Origin of the sequence: Pedobacter frigoris (assembly GCF_005116445.1) — a bacterium.
Lineage (GTDB): Bacteria > Bacteroidota > Bacteroidia > Sphingobacteriales > Sphingobacteriaceae > Pedobacter > Pedobacter frigoris.
This window is the reverse complement of sequence record NZ_SWBQ01000001.1, coordinates 36400-54109: the sequence shown is the minus strand read 5'-3', so window position 1 is coordinate 54109 and position 17710 is coordinate 36400. Positions and strand designations below refer to the sequence as shown.

Sequence of the window (17710 nt, the reverse complement as noted above, 5' to 3'; positions counted from 1 at the left end):
ACAACAAGAGGATGTCTGGAAAGAGTGATGACGACCGTACCTTTTCAGACAACCTTTTTTAAATAGAATAAAATGTCAAAAACATTAGTAGAAAAAATTTGGGATGCACACGTTGTAAAAAGTGAAGCAGGATTTCCTGATATTTTGTACATAGATACACACTTGATTCATGAGGTAACTTCTCCACAGGCTTTTGATGGCTTGCGCAAACGAGGTTTACCTGTGCTTCGTCCAAAGCAAACTGTAGCTACAGCCGACCATAACGTACCTACGATCAACCAGCTTCAACCTATCAAAGAAGAACTTTCACGCTATCAGGTGGATATGCTGACTAAAAACTGTGCAGAGTTTGGCATTGAACTATATGGATTGGGTCATCCTTTTCAGGGGATCGTTCACGTTATAGGTCCGGAGCTGGGTATCACTTTACCAGGTAAAACGATGGTTTGCGGCGATAGTCATACCTCTACACACGGTGCTTTTGGTGCTATCGCTTTTGGCATAGGTACTTCTCAGGTAGAACAGGTTTTTGCGACTCAATGTCTATTGCAGCAGAAACCTAAGACCATGAAAATTGAAGTGAATGGTACCTTAGGAAAGGGCGTAACTGCTAAAGACATTATTTTATACATCATTGCTAAAATTTCTGCTGCCGGTGGCACTGGATATTTTATTGAATACGCAGGTTCGGCCATCGAAGCTTTGAGTATGGAAGCACGCATGACGATCTGTAACATGAGTATCGAGATGGGCGCCAGAGGCGGATTAATTGCTCCTGATCAGATTACCTTCGATTACATCAAAGGCAGAGAATTTGCTCCTGCAGGGGCAGAGTGGGATAAAGCACTTGCCTATTGGAAAACTTTGTACAGCGATGCTGATGCGAAATTTGATAGCGTACTGACTTTTGAAGCAGAAGACATTGCCCCTATGATTACTTACGGAACCAATCCGGGTATGGGTATGGGTATTAAAGAAAATATTCCTGCAACCAGTTCGCAGCCCGGCAAAGAGCAACTTTCTTATCAGAAAGCCTTGGATTATATGGGCTTTGACGACAATGCTTCATTGATTGGAAAACCTGTGGATTATGTTTTCATTGGCAGCTGTACCAACTCACGTATTGAAGATTTACGTGAAGTAGCTGAATTTGTGAAGGGCAAACAGAAAGCGGAAAATGTAACTGTATGGATTGTTCCGGGTTCTAAACAGGTAGAACAGCAGGCAAAGAACGAAGGTCTGGATAAGATCTTTGAAACTGCAGGCTTCCAGCTCCGGGAACCAGGATGCAGTGCTTGTCTGGGAATGAATGAGGACAAGATTCCTGCGGGAAAATACTGTGTATCTACTTCCAACAGGAATTTTGAGGGCCGTCAGGGCCCTGATGCCAGAACTTTACTGGTAAGTCCGCTTACAGCAGCAGCAGCAGCCGTAACGGGAAAAATCACAGATGTAAGAGATTTGTTGGCTGAAGCTTAAAGAGTAAGAAGATGAAAAAATTCGAAAGATTAACATCGGCAGTTGTGCCTTTAAATATAGAGAATATTGATACCGACCAGATCATACCTGCGAGGTTTCTAAAAGCTACTACCCGTGAAGGTTTTGGCGAAAACCTGTTCCGCGACTGGCGTTACAATGGCGACAATACGCCTAAAGTGGATTTCGTATTGAACGATCCTGCTTATAAGGGGCAAATATTGGTTGCTGGTAAAAACTTTGGTTGCGGAAGCAGCCGTGAACACGCAGCCTGGGCAATTCAAGACGCCGGTTTTGATGTGGTAATCAGCAGTTTTTTTGCTGATATTTTCAAAGGAAATGCATTGAACAACGGTCTTTTGCCTATCCAGGTAAGTGAGGATTTCCTTGCTGCTATTTTTAAAGCAGTAGATCAGGACAACAATGCACAGCTAGACGTTGACCTGGAAAGCCAAACGGTAACGATTGTTGCCACCGGAGAAAAAACAGATTTTGAGATCAATGCTTATAAAAAATCATGCCTGATTAATGGCCATGATGACATCGATTTCATTTTAAACCAAAAACAGTCAATAGAAGCGTTCGAACAAGCAAGATAATGTCAAACCCCGTCGTCCATATCACAAACCTTAACCTGAAGTATCACCACCATGTGGTACTAAAGGATTTGAACTGGGTCGTCCGTCCCGGAGAGAATTGGTTATTGTGTGGAAAAAGCGGAAGCGGCAAAACTTCACTGGCGAAAGCTATTGCCGGCATCTCACATGTCTATGGCAATATTGAAACCAACTTTAATCCTGAGAGCAAACTGCCGGCTTTGGTACATTATGTAGCAAACTGGTACCAGTTTAAAGACCTAGAAGGACAATCAAATTTCTATTATCAGCAGCGTTACAACAGTCAGGCTACTCCTACTACGGCTACTGTAAAAGCCGAACTGGAAAGTTACTGCAAAAAACATGGGCTGGAGTTCAGCAATGTTGAAGTTCTGATGAATGCATTGGGTTTTTCTGCATTGAAAAACTCTGCGCTTATTGAATTGTCAAGCGGAGAACATAAAAAGCTGCAAATTATAAAAGCATTGTGGTTAAAACCACAACTACTAATACTTGATCAGCCTTACAATGGATTGGATACACTTTCCCGTCAAAACCTGAATACCCTACTGGAATCTTTTTGTGAAGATGGAATGCAACTGATCCTGATCAGCAATGACAATGAATTGCCGTCAGTGATCAACCGCTATGCAGCTATCAGAGATGGTCAGCTTGATGAAATTGCTGAAACTGACAGAACACATGATGTGCCTGTAGCAAGTGGAAAATCTGTTCCTTCATTCCTGAACGAAGCCCCTATACCTGCTTCGCCGACAGTAATCAAAATGATTGATGTGAACATCAGTTATGGCGAGAAACAGGTATTGAAGAACATCAACTGGGAAGTAAAAGCTGGTGAAAAGTGGGTTTTACAGGGACCTAACGGTTCTGGAAAATCAACTTTATTGAGTTTAATCTGCGCTGATCATCCCCAGGCGTATGCAAACGAGTTTTACATATTTGGCAACAAGAGAGGAAGTGGTGAGAGCATTTGGGAAATAAAGGAACGCATAGGACTGATCTCTCCTGAATTGCACTGGTATTTTGATGCCTCTGCGACCGTATGGGAAAGTGTTGTTTCAGGATTTTATGACAGCTCAGGATTATTTTGTGAACCTGGCTATACCAAAACTGCCCAGGCAAACGAACTGATCAGTTATTTCGGTTTGGATGAGTACAGGAACAGATTAATGAACACCCTTCCGTTAGGAAAACAAAGGCTTTCACTTCTGGCCAGGACCATCATAAAAAATCCTCAGCTACTGATTTTGGATGAGCCCTGCCAGGGATTAGACCAGCGGCAAACCAAACATTTTAACCACCTGGTAGACGATTTGTGCAAAAATGGGACAACGCTTATTTATGTCGGCCATTTTGAATCGCAGCTACCAGCCTGTATAGAGAAAAGAATTTTATTAGAAAACGGTGAAGTAAAAACCGTAGAAAACATATTAAAGGTCGTCAAGAGTGTGGAGAACCTCGAAACGGTCTGAACATAAAACATATAGTACAATGAAGAAGAACATACTAGTTATACCAGGCGATGGCATCGGACCTGAAGTTACCACATGGGGTAAAGCAATTTTAGAGCAAATCGCTGAAGATTTTGGTCATGAATTTACTTTTGATGAAGCCCTGATGGGTCATGCTGCTATTGAAGCAACAGGCAACCCCCTACCCGATGAAACACTGGAAAAAGCGAAAAAAAGTGATGCCATACTTTTTGGTGCTGTAGGCCATGCTATGTATGACAATGATCCTTCTCTTAAAGTACGCCCTGAACAAGGTTTGTTAAAGATCCGCAAAGAACTTGGACTCTATGCAAACTTACGCCCTATCCTGTTATTTGATGAATTATTGAATGCTTCAAGCATCAAGGCAAGCATCTTAAAAGGTACAGACATCTTATTTTTCAGAGAATTGACCGGAGACGTTTACTTTGGTGAAAAAACTCGCTCTGAAGACAGGAATACGGCATCAGACCTGATGATCTATCACCGCTACGAAGTAGAAAGAATTGCCAGAAAAGCTTATGAAGCAGCCATGCAGCGCAACAAAAGGCTATGTTCTGTAGATAAGGCCAATGTATTGGAAAGCTCAAGACTCTGGAGAGAAACGGTACAAGCCATTTCGAAAGAATATCCTGAGGTAAAAACTGAGCACATGTTCATCGACAACGCAGCAATGCAGCTGATCAAAGATCCTAAGCAGTTTGATGTGGTACTTACCGCCAATTTGTTTGGTGATATCCTGACTGACGAAGCTTCTCAAATTGCAGGTTCGATGGGTATGCTGGCTTCAGCCTCAATAGGTGATGGAACAGGTTTCTTTGAGCCGATCCATGGTTCTGCTCATGACATTACAGGTAAAGACCTTGCCAATCCACTTGCATCTATTCTTTCGGTAGCACTGATGCTCGAAATAGGTTTTGGACTGAAAGAAGAAGCTAAAGTAGTTGTCGCCGCAGTCGACAAAGCGCTTAAAGAAGGCTTCAGGACCAATGACATTGCCGATGGAACAACCAATCCTTATAATGTATTGGGCACCAAAGAAATGGGCAAACTTGTATTAAAATTTATCGCACAAACAGCTTACACCAACTAAACCCCTGAATTATGTTACACGATCCAAATAGAGTCTATATATTCGACACCACCTTACGTGATGGTGAACAAGTGCCTGGGTGCCAATTGGCTACGCCAGAAAAAGTAGAAATTGCAAAAGCGTTGGAAGCACTGGGGGTTGACGTGATTGAAGCAGGATTCCCTATTTCAAGTCCGGGCGATTTCCAGAGTGTAGTAGAGCTATCGAAAGCTGTATCAGAGCCTGTGATCTGTGCGTTGACACGTGCCAATAAAGGTGATATTGACGCTGCAGTAGCCGCGCTTAAATTTGCAAAACGCCCGCGTATCCATACAGGTATCGGTTCTTCCGACATGCACATCAAATATAAATTCAACAGCACAAGAGAAGATATTTTAGCGCGTGCAGTTGAGGCTGTTAAATATGCAAAGCAATTCGTAGAAGACATTGAGTTTTATGCTGAAGATGCAGGCCGTGCAGACAATGTATTTCTTGCTCAAATGGTTGAAGCTGTGATTGCTGCAGGTGCTACCGTAGTGAACATTCCTGACACTAATGGTTATTGCTTACCTGAATTATATGGTTCAAAGATCCGTTTCCTGAAAGAAAATGTAAAGAACATTGACCAGGCGATCATTTCTGTGCATTGCCACAATGACCTTGGTCTGGCTACAGCGAATAGCTTGTCTGGTATCATCAACGGTGCCCGCCAGGTGGAATGTACCATCAATGGGATTGGAGAGCGTGCAGGAAATACTGCTTTGGAAGAGGTAACAATGATCTTAAAAACACACCACGACCTGAACTTGCATACCAATATCAACAGCAAACATTTCAGACAGATCAGTGATATGGTGAGCAGTATGATGCGCATGCCTGTACAGCCTAATAAAGCTATTGTAGGACAGAATGCATTTGCCCATAGCTCTGGTATCCATCAGGATGGTTTCTTGAAGCACAGGGAAAATTATGAGATCATAAAACCCGAAGATGTTGGTGTAGGTTCTGCAGATATTGTTTTGACTGCAAGAAGTGGCCGTCACGCCCTAAAACATCACTTGGAGAGATTAGGTCATGAGTTGGACAAAGCAAATTTAGACCTGGTTTATGAACGTTTCTTAATACTTGCTGACGAAAAAGGACGCATCAACGATGAAGACGTGTTGTTTTTGGCCAATGAAGTTCTGAAAGCTCAGGTACAATAAATTTAATAAACATGAATACAGAAAAAGAAGTGGAGTTAGATTTTGTTGCAGCGGCAGAGCGATTGAAAGGGACGGTAAAACGTACACCTTTAGAGTATAATGCGGGACTTTCTGAAAAATATGATGCAAATATTTACCTGAAAAGAGAAGACTTACAGTTGGTGCGCTCTTATAAATTAAGAGGCGCTTATAACATGATCAGCACGTTGCAACCGGAACAGGTAGCAAAAGGTGTGGTATGTGCAAGTGCAGGTAACCATGCTCAGGGAGTAGCCCATTCATGTAAAAAGCTGAACATTAAAGGCGTAATTTTTATGCCTGAAATTACGCCCAAACAAAAAGTAAAACAAACAGAAATGTTTGGCGGATCTCATATTGAGATTGTTTTGGTAGGCGACACGTTTGATGACTGTTTAAGAGAGGCAATCGCTTATACAGCCGAACATCAGATGACTTTCATCCCTCCTTTTGACAATGAAAAAGTTATAGAAGGACAAGGAACTGTAGGTGTAGAGATCTTTGAGGACCTTCCTGAGATAGATGTCGTAGTGATGCCTATTGGTGGTGGTGGATTAGCATCAGGTGTAGGCAGCTACTTAAGAGGATTAAAACCAGCAATACAACTTATCGGAGTAGAACCAGAAGGCGCCCCTTCCATGAAACTTGCCCTGGAAAACGGCTCGCCAATATTGCTGGAAGAGATAGATCGTTTTGTAGACGGTGCAGCAGTGAAAAAAGTAGGGAGCCTTACTTATCAGTATTGTACTGAACTGCTTGATCAGATGCTGTTAATACCTGAAGGAAAAATCTGCACTACAATTTTAAAACTGTATAACGAAGATGCCATTGTAGTGGAACCTGCCGGTGCCTTGGCTGTCGCTTCACTGGATCAGATCAAAGACGAGATAAAAGGTAAAAATGTAGTCTGCATTGTAAGTGGCGGGAATAACGACATTGAGCGCATGCAGGAAATCAAAGAGAAATCTTTGCTCTTTGAAGGGTTGAAGCATTACTTCATTGTACGCTTCCCTCAAAGACCAGGCGCATTGAAACTGTTCGTTAATAACGTGCTTGGCCCACATGACGACATTACCAGGTTTGAGTTCATCAAGAAAACGAACCGTGAAAATGGTCCGGCCCTTGTAGGCATTGAGTTGGCCAACCGTGCGGATTACGAATCTTTGGTTGCCAGAATGAAAGAGTTTAAGTTCGAGATCATAGAATTGAACAACGACCAGACCTTGTTTGAGTATCTGGTTTAACGATGTATTTTGATATTAAAAAGGCAGCCTATAGGCTGCCTTTTTTGTTTACAAGTGTTCTTCCTTTAAGATCCGGAGGAGTTCCTTCTTCACATTATCCGAAGCAAATTGTTCGCAGGCATAATCTTTCACTGCGTTACTACAATCAACATATTGCTGATCATCCATTGCCAGTACTTTCTCTATAGCATCGTTTAGTCCTGATGCTGATAAATCTTCCATTTCGAAGATAAAATCTTTGTGCGGAAAGCCACAATATTTACTCACTATAGGCACGAGACCGGCAGACATCGGCTCAATAGTTCCGCCCGGCAAACCGTCAACATAACTCGGAGTAATGGAATAGCTGCAAGAAGCAACAGCATTTCTCATCGCTTCAGAATTCATAGCAATATTCTTCAGTAGAATTACGTGGTCATTGTCATCTAAAACATCCTTGTAATGATTTTCTAGTGATTCATCCAAATAAGGAATGATAATAAAAAAGCACAGGTCCTTTCTTGACCTTGCAACTTCAAGAAGGACATGCAGCCCTTTATTGATGACCCTGCCTCCGCAAAGAAAGAGAAAATTCTTATTCCTTGATATTGCACTTTTCCGTTCGAAGCCGGAAAAAGCATTCAATATATTGTTGTTTAAAGAATAGGTCCTGTTTTTAAATTCCGATTTAAAATGTTCCAATACATCCCCATGGGCGAGGATGATTGCGAAATCTGCATCAAACATAGCGTAGTAAGTATTGCCTCGTAGCACAAGACCGTCTTCGGGAAGCCATAATCCAGACAGTGCATAAAAATCCTGCACCGACTTTAAGCTCATGGCATTATGAAGGTAATCATGCGCTCCTGTAATGAAATGAATTCTTGGAATTTGCCTGTTATGATCATAAAATGACCGTTCAAAACAATCGCCGAAGCCAAACACCACTGAATACTTACTGTAATCTATCTCGCTTGTATCTGAGAAATTATAGACATCCACATTATAGCCAAGTTTAGAAAAGCTTTCTGCAACGATATGGGCAGTCTGATAGTTCTGATGCTTGAAATCATTTGATTCCTGAAATGGAAGTGTTAGGTAAGAAATGAGCACATTTTTCTGATAATTAGTCTGATAAAAATTAATAATACCACTAACAACAGCCTTTTTTTCTTTCTTACCCAAAAGTCTATTCCACCTTTTGGTGATACTTCTTTTTATGTTCATTGCTAACGGCAGTACATTTTCAATCCAATTATACGGAAATATTTATCTGCATATCTCCATTTTCACAAAATTTATCATAGGTCAAAGCATCATTATTTTACATAACATTTTAATTACAAAATTCAACAAACCTATAGTTAATAATATTATGGCAGCAGATTTGCTTAACTATCTTCAAAAACACACAAATCACATGAAAAAGCTCCTATTTTTAATCCTTTGTACCACCACGCTGGGCTTGGTGTCGTGCAAAAAAGACACCATCATTCAGGAAACGCCTAACAGGACTTACATTTATACAATACAGCCCAGTTCATGGATTACTTCTAATAATGGACAAATGCATACTGCAGAATTACCAGTAAAAGAAATTGATGGGATTACACTTGATGACGAAGGTGTATTGGTTTATTTAAGTCACCCTGCCCTTAGCACCAGTTACATACAAGTTCCCTTTACCTGGAATGGTAATGCTTACAGCTATGAATTGTACAATGGTGGAATTGACATTAATATCCAAAGTGCAGACAGTCAATTCCTCAATCCTGCAAAACCTACTCAGGTAATGACAGCTAAGATTGTGATTATACCTTCTCAATTTCAGCCATAAATATAAAGGGACTCAATTATAATCCTAGAAAAAAGGCGGTATTTGCGAACACCGCCTTTTTTATTTCTTCTTTACTGGTAACTTTAAATTCTCTTCTACTCTGAATTTAGTAATCCGACTGATCAGATCTAAAGGCATTGGCTTATCAATTGGGAATTGTACGGATCCCTTCGCTCCTTTATATTTAGAAAGTTCTTCTTTAAATCCTTCAATACCATTTGGAGTAGGATATAATCCAATATGATTCTTGTAAGCAGCGAAATGAATTAAATTTCCGTTCAACTTATAGGTAGGCATTGCATAACCTATTGTTTCTTCCGCTTCGGGAGTGGCTTTACGGATCGCAGCGCGTACCTGCTCAAGGATTTCCCTCACCTCTTCAGGAAAACCTGATATATATTCTTCTACGTTTCTAACTTTATTTGTCATGGCAATTGATTTTAAACGATACTAAAATGTTAAAAATTGACTGATATTTGCCTGAACATGGTCGTTCTTTTTATGCTCACCTCTGTTCAATTGAACTGCCCTGATGACGACACCATTACGTTCTAACAGCAATTCTTCATAAAAACCTTTATAATACACATCTTTCACCTCAAAACGTCTGCTGTTCCATGAACTCTTTAACTCTACCCATTCCGGATAAAAAACCACTTGCGCAGCATCAGTCTGAATCCCAAGCTTTTCAGCTTCTGCAGCCTGCAGTACAATTGCATTGCCCAATATCTGTGCGGTATAAATATGGTCCGGATGATTGTAGATTTGTGACGGACTACCGCGCTGCAGGAGCCTCCCATCCTTTATAATCAGCAATTCATCTGACAAGAACAACCCATCTGCAGGATCGTGTGAAACCATAATTACAGTTACACCTGTATCTGCAGCAATTCTCTTTATGTCTGCTCGCAGTTGATTTTTCAATAAAGCATCTACCTGACTAAAAGGCTCGTCAAGTAATAAAACAGAAATATCACTTACCAAAGCCCTGGCTATGGCCACTCTCTGTTGTTCACCACCGCTTAAAGTAACTATTTTCTTATCCTTCAAATGATCAATGTGCAAATGGCGCATCATTTCCATTGTTTTTTCATGCTTGGTTTGCACATTGGTATTAGATAGCATAGAAGCTATATTGTCATATACCTTTGCATAAATATTCAATGAAAAATCCTGTGTCACCATTTTCATCTCCTTATGTCCGGGAATCAATTGCTCATCCGGACCCAGAACGCGTTTACCATTGTAAAGCACCTCTCCATCATCTACCTTAAGCAGTCCATAAATAGATTTAAGAAGTGTTGATTTGCCACTTCCGCTTTCTCCGATAATGGCGACGATGCTGCCTTTTTTTATCTCAAAACTAATATTCTGAATGCCGGAAGCCTGTTCCGTTTGATATTGCTTACTGAGGTTTCTAACGCTGATGATCTGTTCTTCCACATCGTAAAGATAAAATTAATTCCATAAAAAAATCCCGTAGCAAATGCCACGGGATCGGTTTATTTGTGTGTATGTGTGTTTATTAATTCAATCCAAAGGTTACTCCGAATGACATATTGGTCAGCCCTTTTTGAGGAGCGCTGGCAAACATGTCATTTGCATAAACTTTTGCAAACAGTCCCAGACCATTGTAGCCAAACCTTACGGTTCCTCCGTATCTAAAGGCCTGAAAACGATAATCATCTTTGAATTTCTGTTTCCCTTTTTCCTCGCTCACCTGTTTTACTTTTCCGTTTAAAAGAAACCCTACTTCCGGCCCAATTACAAAATAAAACCTGTTGCCATTATCATTTTCTTTCGTTCTCAATTCAAAGTTCAGGGGAATATGCACATAGCTGCTTGAGAAACGGTTTTTAGAATAATGAATGTCATCCTGTACATAAGTAAGTTGCTGCTGATCTCTTTGGATCGTGATGTCTTTGCGTAATCTGATATGCGTCCAGTCAAAACCACCCGCTACATAAATTTTAAAATGCTCATTAAAACGATAGCCCATTTGAAGGATATCAAAAGAAAAAGTGCTTGTTTTTCCCCCTTTATAATCCAAAAATTCATTCTCAGGAGATAAAGTAAAGCTACCATTATCCACTAACCTGCTAAAGCCAAGATCCATACGTGTAAAAGTAATTCCTCCCACAAACCGGCCTTTAGAAATGACCTTTCCCGTGGAATCTCTATATACCTTCCCGATATTAATACCGATACCTTCTCCTACCTCAAATTGTTTAGCTTTTTTTGTAGAATCCTGCTGTGCAGATGTAGTGTGTACCATGGCTAAGGTAAGTCCACTTACCAGAAGCGCTATTAATATTAGTGGTTTCATTTCGTTTATTTGTGTTTTTTTGAATTCAGTCTTATAAATCCGATGTTGATCGCTATCAATGATGAATTGTCGTCCTCATCGGTGTTAAATTTTAAAATTTTATTTTCTCTCTTGTCTACTTTATCAACTACATAATTGACAAGATCTCCTACATTCCTGATTCCTTTACGCTCAGGCCGCTCTGTTTCAGCTATTTCATTTTCCCTGTTTTGATCAGCAGTATTTGCACTTGCTATTACAATTGGCATATCTGTAGGTACAGGAGGTTTTACCATAACCGGTGTGTGTTCCTTTACATCTGCAGGCTTATTAACAAGATGCTCATCTACAACTTTAGGTTGCATGATGATTATTGTTTTTTTCTGACCCTCAGGCTTTAATCGCGGAGCGATGACAAGAGGCGTGCTTTGATACGACTGATCAGATTCTGTGTCATCAATAACCACATTAGCTGAAGGCTTTGAAACATCTTCGGCCTTAATATCTGCAATTTCAACAGGTGCCTGCAACCTGATCTTTTCCGTCTTAGGCATTAGCAATCCAATACCCACCACCATCACAGCTACCGCCGCTGCCATCCAGTAAATCTGCAATCCACCCTTGGGTTTAGATTCCAGCTCCGCTGAAATAGTATCCCACAGATTTGAAGACGGCTGTACCTCGGCCTCTTCAAAACGGTCTTTAAATAACTGATCAAACTCTTTATCCTGCATGTGTTGCATAATTTATGCCCTCCATTTTCATAATTTCTTCCCTTAATATTGCTCTTGCCCTCGACAATTGCGATTTGCTTGCTCCTTCAGAAATCCCGAGTGTTTCTGAGATTTCTTTATGAGAGTACCCTTCAATAATATACATATTAAATACCAGGCGGTATCCGTCTGCCAGTTTTTGTATCACCTTCATCAAATCCTGCATGCCCAACCGGCTAAAATCAAAACCAGTTGCGGGTTGTTCGTAAGCATCCTCTACAGGAACTACATTCATCGATCTCAATCCTTTCCGATAGCTCTCAATAGCCGTATTCACCATAATCCTACGTATCCAACCTTCAAAAGAACCGTCCCCACGGTATTCTTTTACCTTTTGAAAAACCTTAATATAACCCATTTGCAATACATCTTCAGCCTCCATTCTGTCTTTGGCATAACGCATGCAAACAGCAAACATCTTAGATGAGGTCTGCGTATAAAGCGCTTCCTGCATCTTTCGGTTGCCTGCTTTGCATCCTTCTAATAGTTCATCAATTCTATATTGCGTCAATTTCATTTGTGTGTTTGGTATATAGAAGATGAGGCAACTCTTGAAAAGGTTGCACAGGCATTGAAAATATTTTTGAGGGATTGACTTAGCAGTCGTGTTTTTTTCGGTAATGCTTGTACCATTTTACAGCGAGCATGATGACTACAGCGAATATAATGAGGCCAACAAGGCCATAAATCCAGTCTACAGCATTTTTAAGCACTACAGTAAACACAATGGCTACCAAAAGGATTGTGGCCACTTCATTCCACAAACGAAGCTTAAAAGAGCTCATTTTGCATTTGCCGTGTTTTAGCTGTTTCATGATATTCTGGCAAATGAAATGATAGATCAGCAACACGACTACAAACCCGAGCTTTACATGAAACCAGGGCACAGAGAGCAGCCATGGTCGGGTACAAACCATCACTACTCCTGCAAGTACTGTGAGTACCATTGCAGGGGTGGTGATGATGTGCCAGAGTTTGGATTCCATCCTTTCGTATTCGGTTTTCAGGATACTGCGGTCTGGCTCATTCCGCCCCTCTGCTTCAGTATGATATATAAAGAGTCGCACGCTATAAAACAATCCTGCCATCCAGCTCACCACAAAGATGATATGAACAGCCATGACGTAATAGTAGTACTTCTCCATTGAAATATTAGTATTTAAAATCCTTAATGACCTCTATGGCGTATTTCACATGATCAAAAGGAATATCCGGCATAATGCCATGGCCTAAATTGAATATAAACCCATTTTGTCCGCGCATGCGCTCAAACAAACGAAGAATCTCTCTTTTAATCACTGGCTTGTCGGCATACAGGATATGCGGATCCAGGTTTCCCTGAACGGCGATACCTGCCGGCAAACTGTTTTTTATATTCAGCAGATCTGCATTCCAGTCTACCGAGATCACATCTGGCTTAGCTTCGGCCATAACCGGTGCAAAAACCGAACTTCCTTTACAGAAAGAGATCACAGGGATATCTTTCCTGTTCAAATTGGCTATGATCTCCTGGATATACCTGTGAGAAAACTCCTGGTAGTCATTCCATGACAATGCCAGTGCCCAGCTATCAAAAATCTGAATGGCATTTACTCCGGCCGCTATCTGAAGATTCAGGTAATCAGCAGTAACTTTCGCAATTTTAGCCAATAACTTATGGGCCACTTCAGGCTGGTTATGCATCAGAAGTTTAGTCAATTTGAAGTCTTTAGACGAACCTCCCTCAACAAGGTAACTCATTACTGTAAAAGGGGCTCCCGCAAAACCGATCAATGGAATACTTCCGTTTAACCGCTGTTGAATCACTTTGATTGCGTCGGCAACATACTGCAAACGATCCAGTACATCTACCTCCAGGGCATCTACATCCCTCAATGTACGCACAGGATTTGCAAATTTAGGCCCTACTCCCTGGGTAAAGCTCAGGTCTCCTCCCATTGCTTCTCCTGTAACCAGAATATCGGAGAACAAGATTGCCGCATCTATTCCGAGCAGGTCCACAGGCAACATCGTTACATCGGCAGCAATTTCAGGAGTTTTGCACATTTCAAGAAATGAATACCTGTTCTTGATCTCCCAATACTGAGGCATAAAACGACCTGCCTGACGCATCATCCATACCGGTGGGCGCTCTGTTTGCTTTGAAAATGCTGCATCTAAAAATAACGTGTTCATCTAAAATCTAATTGTTTTATAAGCTGTTCGCTTCTTTCTCTATTTTATTAATTATGTCTTGTGCTTTTGGCGTACTTGCGAGTTCTTTCGCTTTCGCTATATATGCCCGGCTTCTCTCCCCGTCTTTCTTTCTCAATGCCAGGTTTGCCAGGTGGATCATTACAAATGCTTTGTCATTTTTACCTCCTAAGGGAAAGCGGCTGGCTATTTGAAAATGATGCTCGGCCACCTCATAATCTTCCTTTTTCAAGGCAATATTGGCGCGCATAAATTCGTAGTACCCTCTTCTGTTTCGGGCCAGTCTGTCCGGGTTTGGAACCTCGGCCAGCAACTGTTCTGTACGGTCATAATCCCCTTTTTGGAAATACTTGGAAGCAAGCACGATGGAACTGTGTTTAAAATGACTCCATAGCACGAAAGCGAACATTAGTCCGCCCAACGCTGCCAGCTGGTTTTGATCATAAAAAAGGCATACAATAGCGGCCGCTACAAAAAGCGCCATTAGTGCATACCTGCCTTTGGCGTTGTACATTAATGAATATCAGTGAATTTATAACCTACACCTCTGATTGAATGGAAATAAACCGGATTTTTTTGATCTGGTTCAAAATACTTACGGAAGGTCAGGATAAAGTTATCAATAGTACGGGTTGACGGATATACGTCATAATTCCAAACTGTCTCTAAGATCTGCTCACGTGACACGGCTTCATTCTTACGCTCGATCAACAATTTCAGGAGCATGGTTTCCTTTTTAGTCAGGGGAACAATCACGCCGTCATCCTGTTTTAGTTCGAATGAATTGAAATAAATAGTTTTATCACCTATTTTATAAGAGTTCAACTCTTTCAGGTCATCAGCTTTCATGCTGCGTTTTACCAGGATACCTACCCTAAGGATTAGTTCTTCCAGGTTAAATGGTTTCACTAAATAATCGTCTGCTCCTTTCTTCAGACCCATTACACGGTCTTCGCTCGTATTTTTTGCGGTAAGGAAAAGGATAGGAACCTCAGTATTTTCCAAGCGGATGGTTTCACAAACCTGGAAGCCGTCCATTTCAGGAAGCATTACATCCAGGATGATCAGGTTGAAACGCTCTTCTTTAAAAACCTTTAAAGCAGTTTTTCCATCTTTAACAGCGTGAACTTTATAACCTTCTAATTCAAGGTTTAATTTTATTGCATCTAATAAGTGGTCTTCATCTTCAACCAGTAATATTCTTAATTTCTGTGGCATAATCAATTAAATGTTATTTCAAAAATTGCACCATGCGGTACGTTATCTCTAACGCTGATGTCAGCGTCATGGCTTTGTAGAACTTCCTTAACAATAAACAGGCCTAAACCCGTACCTTTTGATTTTCTGACATTCTCATCACCAACGCGGTAAAATTTATCGAATATCAGCATCTTTTCATCATCAGGTATGCCAGGCCCCTTGTCAGCTACTTTTAAAAAAGGATGTCCATCCTTTTGTAGCAATTCTACTTCAACTTCCGCACAAGGTCCTGAATATTTCACTGCGTTTTCAACAAGATTGGTAACCACAGAAGAAAGCGCAAACTGGTCTCCCATGAGCTTAATTCCGGGTTTTATACTAGGGCTGATTACCTGTTCACAGCCGCAGGAATGAATCTGCAGGCGATCAGTAATCTTACTTACCAATTCAGAAAAGTCAAATTCTTCTTTTGGAAATGAATAAGACCTGTTCTCTATTTTCGTGGCCAACAGCATGTTTTCCACCAGGTCATCCAAACGCTCAATGTCCTTCAATGAGTTACTCAGCAAAGAAGTTTGTCTGGCTTTGTCCAGATCCCTTTTTACAATAGTTTGGATAGACAGTTTAATGGCTGCTAAAGGCGATTTCAATTCATGGGTCACAGACAATAAAAAGTTCTGCTGCTGTTCCCGTAATTTCTCTTCCTTTTTAATTGATTTATGCAGAAAATAAGCACCAACGCCCAATAAAAACAAAAACACCGAGCCCTCTCCCATCACCATTGCCATCCTGGCGGGCTGCAATTTCACTACAAGTGTACCCCATGATATCAGTTGAATCACTGAATACAACAAGAGAAAATAAAATATGATGATCGATTTTTTCAAGATGTTATCTGCTTTACCTTCTAAATATACCCATTATTTACTTATTCCTGAAAACAATATCGAGACTGTCAAATATTGCTCTTTTGGCTTTTTCCAACTCTATTTTAGTGTGTGCTGCAGAGACAAAACCTACTTCATAACCTGAAGGGCCCAGGTAAATTCCCCTGTTCAGCAATTCCCTGTGCATCACTTTAAATTTCTCCATGCTTGCCGGGTCAATATCTTCTGCAGTCTGAATTTTATCTTTATCTGTAAAGGCCAGCCAGAAGATTGACCCTACGTGGAATACCTTTAACTTATAGTTCCTTGCTGTCGCAAAACGCTGGATACTTTCCGCAAATTCTGAAGCCTTATTATTCAGCTCCTTATAGAAACCAGAACGTAATAACTCAGTCAGTTGCGCTATGCCAGCAGCCATCGCAACCGGATTTCCCGATAAGGTACCTGCCTGGTAAACACCACCATCCGGAGAGATGTGCCCCATAATTTCCGCCGAAGCGCCATACATGCCAACAGGTAATCCGCCACCTATAATTTTACCATAGGTAACAATGTCAGGCTTAATGCCATAATGTCCTGCTGCTCCTTCAAATCCAAGTCTGAATCCTGTGATCACCTCATCAAAAATCAGCAATGCCTTGTTGTCGTTACAGATCTTTTGAAGGAACTGCACATATTCCGCATCCTGCATCAACAAACCATTATTGGCTGGTATGCCCTCAATGATCACCGCTGCGACTTCACCTTTAAACTGCTCAAAAGCTGCTTCTAAAGCCTTTGTATCGTTTAATGGAATCACAATCGTTTCCTGTGCGAAAGATTTAGGAACACCTGCAGAAGAGGTTTCTCCGAAGGTTACCAGTCCTGAACCGGCTTTAACCAGCAATGAATCTGAGTGACCATGATAACAGCCCTCAAATTTGATGATCTTATCTCGTCCGGTATAACCACGGGCAAGCCTGATCGCAGACATTACCGCTTCAGTACCTGAACTTGTAAAACGTATTTTTTCAACAAATTTGTTGTTCTTGATAATCAGTTCTGCCAGTTCGTTTTCCAATGCAGTCGGTGCACCGAAACTCATCCCACTCTGCATTACCTCTGTCACCTTTTCCCTGACTTTAGCATTGTTATGCCCTAAGATCAAAGGACCCCAGCTTCCGCAAAAGTCTATGAACTGGTTTCCGTCAGCATCCCAAACAAAGCAGCCGTCACCTTTTTGAATAAACAAAGGAGTACCATATACCGATTTGAAGGCCCTAACCGGAGAGTTTACCCCACCCGGAAAATAGTTTTTTGCCTTCTCATATAGTTCGGCTGATTTTTCTCTGGAAATATCCGGCTTACTACCCGTATTTACAGGCACCTCACCCTCATTTCCCGAAAACATTTTCTTTAACGATTCTAACATATT

19 protein-coding genes are annotated in these 17710 nt (G+C 41.1%); 7 read left to right on the top strand and 12 right to left on the bottom strand.

The genetic code is table 11. The features are described 5' to 3' along the window. The first annotated feature begins 72 nt into the window (after positions 1-72). From leuC to ilvA, 6 genes are read left to right on the top strand one after another with little or no spacing between them, the layout of a single operon-like run. Positions 73-1479 carry a 3-isopropylmalate dehydratase large subunit gene (leuC, locus tag FA047_RS00240; protein WP_136833988.1) on the top strand — a complete coding sequence of 469 codons (1407 nt, stop codon included), beginning with the start codon at positions 73-75 and terminating at the stop codon, positions 1477-1479. 11 nt (positions 1480-1490) lie between these two features. Beyond that, a complete protein-coding gene (gene leuD / locus FA047_RS00235) occupies positions 1491-2075 on the top strand; it encodes a 3-isopropylmalate dehydratase small subunit (protein WP_136833987.1) in 585 nt (194 codons plus the stop codon). Continuing rightward, positions 2075-3565 carry an ATP-binding cassette domain-containing protein gene (locus FA047_RS00230; protein ID WP_205943215.1) on the top strand — a complete coding sequence of 497 codons (1491 nt, stop codon included), beginning with the start codon at positions 2075-2077 and terminating at the stop codon, positions 3563-3565. The genes leuD and FA047_RS00230 overlap by 1 nt, the downstream gene beginning before the upstream one ends. 19 nt (positions 3566-3584) lie before the next feature. After that, positions 3585-4676, top strand: a complete 1092-nt coding sequence (gene leuB, locus FA047_RS00225; RefSeq protein ID WP_136833985.1) for a 3-isopropylmalate dehydrogenase — start codon at positions 3585-3587, stop codon at positions 4674-4676. 11 nt (positions 4677-4687) lie between these two features. Then, positions 4688-5860, top strand: a complete 1173-nt coding sequence (locus FA047_RS00220) for a 2-isopropylmalate synthase (RefSeq protein WP_136833984.1) — start codon at positions 4688-4690, stop codon at positions 5858-5860. 11 nt (positions 5861-5871) lie between these two features. Further along, the gene (gene ilvA, locus FA047_RS00215) at positions 5872-7122 is read left to right on the top strand and encodes a threonine ammonia-lyase IlvA (protein ID WP_136833983.1); all 1251 of its coding nucleotides are present in this window, start codon (positions 5872-5874) and stop codon (positions 7120-7122) included. Positions 7123-7170: 48 nt separating this feature from the next. Here ilvA and FA047_RS00210 read toward each other — a convergent pair whose 3' ends face one another. After that, positions 7171-8328 (bottom strand): glycosyltransferase, encoded by a 1158-nt coding sequence (locus FA047_RS00210; protein WP_136833982.1) that lies wholly within the window; start codon positions 8326-8328, stop codon positions 7171-7173. Between the two features lie 193 nt (positions 8329-8521). On the opposite strand from FA047_RS00210, the gene FA047_RS00205 reads away from it, so the two are divergent. Continuing rightward, positions 8522-8938 (top strand): hypothetical protein, encoded by a 417-nt coding sequence (locus FA047_RS00205; protein WP_136833981.1) that lies wholly within the window; start codon positions 8522-8524, stop codon positions 8936-8938. 60 nt (positions 8939-8998) lie between these two features. Here FA047_RS00205 and FA047_RS00200 read toward each other — a convergent pair whose 3' ends face one another. The 11 genes from FA047_RS00200 to hemL all read right to left on the bottom strand — a co-directional run bounded on the left by FA047_RS00200 (position 8999) and on the right by hemL (position 17707). Continuing rightward, a complete protein-coding gene (locus FA047_RS00200) occupies positions 8999-9367 on the bottom strand; it encodes an iron chaperone (RefSeq protein WP_136833980.1) in 369 nt (122 codons plus the stop codon). A gap of 21 nt (positions 9368-9388) precedes the next feature. Then, positions 9389-10381, bottom strand: a complete 993-nt coding sequence (locus FA047_RS00195) for an ABC transporter ATP-binding protein (protein ID WP_136833979.1) — start codon at positions 10379-10381, stop codon at positions 9389-9391. An 82-nt stretch (positions 10382-10463) separates the two neighbouring features. Further along, positions 10464-11264, bottom strand: a complete 801-nt coding sequence (locus tag FA047_RS00190) for an outer membrane beta-barrel protein (RefSeq protein ID WP_136833978.1) — start codon at positions 11262-11264, stop codon at positions 10464-10466. 5 nt (positions 11265-11269) lie between these two features. Continuing rightward, positions 11270-11986 carry a hypothetical protein gene (locus FA047_RS00185; RefSeq protein ID WP_136833977.1) on the bottom strand — a complete coding sequence of 239 codons (717 nt, stop codon included), beginning with the start codon at positions 11984-11986 and terminating at the stop codon, positions 11270-11272. Continuing rightward, complete coding sequence (locus tag FA047_RS00180; protein ID WP_136833976.1) at positions 11967-12533, bottom strand: RNA polymerase sigma factor; 567 nt, start codon at positions 12531-12533, stop codon at positions 11967-11969. Before FA047_RS00180 ends, FA047_RS00185 begins: the two co-directional genes overlap by 20 nt. Before the next feature lie 79 nt (positions 12534-12612). Then, entirely contained in the window at positions 12613-13161 is a 549-nt protein-coding gene (gene hemJ, locus FA047_RS00175) for a protoporphyrinogen oxidase HemJ (RefSeq protein ID WP_136833975.1), read from the bottom strand. Positions 13162-13168: 7 nt separating this feature from the next. Next, positions 13169-14191 carry a uroporphyrinogen decarboxylase gene (hemE, locus tag FA047_RS00170; protein WP_136833974.1) on the bottom strand — a complete coding sequence of 341 codons (1023 nt, stop codon included), beginning with the start codon at positions 14189-14191 and terminating at the stop codon, positions 13169-13171. Positions 14192-14207: 16 nt separating this feature from the next. Beyond that, positions 14208-14723, bottom strand: a complete 516-nt coding sequence (locus FA047_RS00165; protein WP_136833973.1) for a hypothetical protein — start codon at positions 14721-14723, stop codon at positions 14208-14210. Further along, positions 14723-15427 carry a response regulator transcription factor gene (locus tag FA047_RS00160; protein ID WP_108203296.1) on the bottom strand — a complete coding sequence of 235 codons (705 nt, stop codon included), beginning with the start codon at positions 15425-15427 and terminating at the stop codon, positions 14723-14725. Before FA047_RS00160 ends, FA047_RS00165 begins: the two co-directional genes overlap by 1 nt. A gap of 2 nt (positions 15428-15429) precedes the next feature. After that, positions 15430-16296, bottom strand: a complete 867-nt coding sequence (locus FA047_RS00155; RefSeq protein ID WP_136833972.1) for a sensor histidine kinase — start codon at positions 16294-16296, stop codon at positions 15430-15432. Between the two features lie 37 nt (positions 16297-16333). After that, entirely contained in the window at positions 16334-17707 is a 1374-nt protein-coding gene (gene hemL, locus FA047_RS00150) for a glutamate-1-semialdehyde 2,1-aminomutase (protein WP_136833971.1), read from the bottom strand. Between the last annotated feature and the right edge of the window lie 3 nt (positions 17708-17710).